Here is a 3,709-nt window from a genome sequence, read left to right as displayed (position 1 = left end):
GCACCCAAGGGCTGCTACGTCCTGCTACTAACACAATGCTCAGCAGAGTCCCTATGCCTAGTGCTAGTAGGCTAATTACATATACCTGTTTCTGGTGATGCTGTAGGGCGTTGGCCGCAGTGAAACCACGCTGAGCCGAGATTCGGCCTATGTAAACACCTGCTAAAAAAGAGATTAGGGTGATGATTAATAGAAACACAAGCTCAACTGCCGTTTGGCATACGCTGTGGATGGATTGAGCCTATAGTTCCCAGATGTAAGCCGAATGATGACTAATAAGTAAAAGAGCGATCGCATTGTCCTGGCAGCGCACCAGCCATAAAACGCTTACCAGGATCGGCGTTGACCCGAGCCGCAGACACGAAGGTGCAAGTGGGGCAGAAGCCTGAGCAAGTTTGAGTGATGGCGTAGCGACGATCGCAGTGAGGCTGAGTAGACGAAGCCAAAGCCAGCCAGAGGTGTTAGGAGCGTGTTCGCTTGACCAAACCAGGATCTGGTTGAGACGGTTGCTCTTTGGGCACTGGTGACGATGGCACACTAGAGCCGTGTGCTTGTCGCCGAAACTCCCGCACCTCTGCTTTCAATTGCCGCAACAGTGCCGCATGGCGCGACTGCTCTGCTTGCTCCCAGGCATTGTCTAGCCGTTCAAAGTCACTCATCTTGCGTCTTGCCGATGCCGATTCATCCTATCCAGATTAGCGCAAGGTGAAGCTTAGGGAGACGAGTCATCGCCATCAGCAGCAACCGGAACCACGAGCCGTCTTCCTGTCATTCCGTCGCCTCTTCCGCCTGCTCGACCACCAGCAGTACCGTATTTAACTCCATCTCCAGTTGCTCGATTGTTGGCAAACTCGTCTCCAGCCGCTTGGGCAACCCACCTGTCAATTGATGGGTGGAAACGCCGATCGGCTTATTCACATCTCTCAGGGCATACTCTGCCACGGCTTTGTTCTTCGACTTGCAAAGGATGATGCCGATCGTCGGCTGGTCATCCGGGTGGCGCAGCAGATCATCCACTGCCGACACGTAAAAGTTCATCTTGCCAGAAGACTCCGGTTTGAACTCAGTCATCTTCAGGTCAATCACCACATAGCAGCGCAGCCGCAGATGGTAGAACAAGAGGTCGATGTAAAAGTCTTCGCCCCCACCTCCAGGCGATACTGACTGCCCACAAAGGCAAACCCTACTCCCAACTCTAGTAAGAACTCTCGAATGTGGTTGACCAACGCATTTTCCAAATCCCGCTCTTGGGCAGCTTCTCCTAAGCTGAGAAAATCGAAGCAATAGGGATCTTTAAGCATCTGGTGCGCTAAGTCCGATTGCGGTTGGGGTAGGGCGCGATTAAAGTTAGTGACCGCTCCCCCCAGGCGCTGATAGAGTTGACTTTCAATTTGATAGACCAGAATATTGCGGCTCCAGCCATTTTCAACGGTCTTCTGGGCATACCAAAGACGCTCAGTCTGAGACTTCAGCTTCTCCATCAAGGCAATGTTGTGATACCAAGTAATTTGTGCAAGGGGTGCTTGCACAATTGTCTCCTCTGGATAGGTTTCGGCTAAGGCTCGCATGTACTTGAGGTTGCGGGGTGAAAAGCCCTTCATCTCCGGGAATTCTTTTTGCAAGTCCTTTGCCAGTTTATCAATGACCTTCGAGCCCCAACCTTGCTGCTGCTGCCGGGTCAAAATCTCCCGTCCGATTTGCCAGTAGAGCAGCACCAGTTCGCGGTTCACTGCCAGCACTGCACGTACCTGGGCTATGCGAATCCGCTCCTTTAGCGCTCGCAGCAAGACATCATAATCGCCGCCGATGTTGGATAACTCCTTCGCCATGACTCAAACTCTTGAGACGTTGCTAGATCATAAGTTCTCATTGACCTTTTACCGTCGTTTCTGAGGTGCTTTATACAAGTGACGACTGCACCAGCAAAGCCGCCGAAGCTCTTGCACGTCAGATGCTTTTGGCGATCGCCCCCCTAGTTAGCGGCGCTTCCTGAACCGTCACAACAGACTGTAACGACCTGCACACAGCTTTTTCAGGGTTTCCAAAGCCTCTGTTTCATTGGTTTGCGACAATGTGCACCACGTTTGCTACCCTTCCACCGATTAATGGAAAACCTCTCCGTTCAGCCAGTATTATTGCATCCCACTTGAGCAGACAAGGCTTCTCCCACCCATGCTTTCTAGCCCAAACAGCAGTAGCGCAGCGTGGCTTTACCGTACTGCGACCTGGGTGTGGGGGGACACCACTCCGCACAGTTGTCGTATGAATCAGTTAGACTGCATAGCTTTGGAGCAGACAGAAGGTGACTTACTATGCCCCAACCGACCAAGCAGCAACAATTAGCAGCCCTAGCACAGGCAGAAGCAGCTTTACACTTAGCGGGCGTGAAGTGTCAGAGAGACCCACACAACAGCACCTTTCGTTTAGAGCAAGCACAGTGGCAGGCAACAGTACAAAGCCTGAGAACGCAGTTGTTTGGGCGAGGAGGGCGTTAAGGCTAATAGTTGTTTCGGTCTTCATAGTGCTGTCGCCACCGCGATACTGGACGGTGCGGGTTCTGATCGGCTTTGATTGAGGCAGTGATTGCGACCCTAAAAAACCTGATCAGTTGGCTCAGTCAGACAACCTATTTTTAAGCACAGGGAGCGTTAGTGTGGATTTACAAAACCTGAAGTGGACGAAGAACATTGTGCCGCAGAACAATGAACCCTGGGCGTACCAACCGTTTGGCAAAAGTCACTTGTTCAAGTTGGCGTGGCGAGACAATCAAGGCAATGCCGACAAACCAGCAAGAGAAGACCTGCTGCTACTGCGACAACGTGGCTACGTCACTCATTTAGTCAGAGTCCTAGATTACAAGTCAGAAAACGATGCGTGGTGTGGTGACTTCAATCTTTACCGAATTGTAGAAACACTTTGGGACATTGGTGACTGGGCTAACCCAGGCACTTTCTTTAGAGCTAGTAAGGTCTTTCGCTACGCCGCTGTGCTGAACTATGAAGGTGGAAACGCTATGTACCTGACGGACCTGCCAACTTTCAAAGCACGCTGGCAAGGGGACGACGGGCTGAAGGCATTTCAGGCGTACGTGCATATTCACCTCAACCTGGCTTAAGCAGCGCTAGCGCTAAAGCAATGCAGCAGTGGAGTTGCGTGATGAAGCGTCAATAGCGGTCAGCACAAAGCTCCCTCAAGGGGTAGAACGCCCACAGCAACGTTTTCTACCGTAAGGAATGCCCATTTTCTGACTGGACTCGACTAACGAAAGACGCAAGCGTCCTTGACTCGCACTAAGCTCGGGAAGTGGACTCCTGAGTCCAAGCAAGATATTCAATAACCGCTGACCCTCATGTGCTCAACCGCCGTGAGAGTCAGTCTTCCTGACCTCAAACCTGTAGCCATGCAAAAGCCCCTGTATGTGCAGGGGCTTCATCATTATTTAAAGCTAGTCGCTTACTTCAACGCTTAGTTAGTAAGAAGCACTCCGACGAGTCACAGCGTAGTAGATGAACAGCGCAACAATCGCGCCCAGCACAGCAACCAAGATGCCGCCCAAGCTCAGCCCGGCTGAGGTCAATGCCAGCGTACCTGTGGTCAAAAAGCTGAAGAGGCTACCACCGACAAAAGCACCGACAATACCCAGAATCATGGTGCCCAGGATGCCACCACCTTGGTGCCCAGGAAACAGCGCTTTGGCAATCGCGCCCGC

The 3,709-nt window shown here is 52.0% G+C and carries 5 protein-coding genes and 1 pseudogene; 2 read left to right on the top strand and 4 right to left on the bottom strand.

Going from position 1 to position 3,709, the window contains the following annotated elements:
* Positions 1-272: 272 nt before the first annotated feature.
* The 3 genes and pseudogenes from H6F86_RS10450 to H6F86_RS10440 form a co-directional block, all read right to left on the bottom strand.
* Entirely contained in the window at positions 273-446 is a 174-nt protein-coding gene (locus tag H6F86_RS10450) for a hypothetical protein (RefSeq protein ID WP_190448546.1), read from the bottom strand.
* 15 nt (positions 447-461) lie between these two features.
* On the bottom strand, positions 462-659 hold the full coding sequence (locus tag H6F86_RS10445; protein ID WP_190448545.1) for a hypothetical protein: 198 nt from the start codon (positions 657-659) through the stop codon (positions 462-464).
* A gap of 109 nt (positions 660-768) precedes the next feature.
* Positions 769-1,829: pseudogene (locus tag H6F86_RS10440) on the bottom strand (PDDEXK nuclease domain-containing protein).
* A 483-nt stretch (positions 1,830-2,312) separates the two neighbouring features.
* Between H6F86_RS10440 and H6F86_RS10435 the strand changes: the two are divergent.
* Both H6F86_RS10435 and H6F86_RS10430 read left to right on the top strand, forming a co-directional pair.
* Positions 2,313-2,495, top strand: a complete 183-nt coding sequence (locus tag H6F86_RS10435; protein ID WP_190448544.1) for a hypothetical protein — start codon at positions 2,313-2,315, stop codon at positions 2,493-2,495.
* Positions 2,496-2,653: 158 nt separating this feature from the next.
* On the top strand, positions 2,654-3,115 hold the full coding sequence (locus tag H6F86_RS10430) for a hypothetical protein (protein WP_190448543.1): 462 nt from the start codon (positions 2,654-2,656) through the stop codon (positions 3,113-3,115).
* A 354-nt stretch (positions 3,116-3,469) separates the two neighbouring features.
* On the opposite strand, the gene H6F86_RS10425 is transcribed toward H6F86_RS10430, so the two are convergent.
* Positions 3,470-3,709, bottom strand: a 240-nt coding sequence (locus tag H6F86_RS10425) for a GlsB/YeaQ/YmgE family stress response membrane protein (RefSeq protein ID WP_190448542.1), incomplete at its 5' end; no start/stop codon positions are given.

Source organism: Phormidium sp. FACHB-592, assembly GCF_014695795.1.
GTDB lineage: Bacteria > Cyanobacteriota > Cyanobacteriia > Leptolyngbyales > Leptolyngbyaceae > Stenomitos.
Note: the sequence above shows the minus strand (reverse complement) of the source record. Positions and strands in the feature narration are given on the sequence as shown.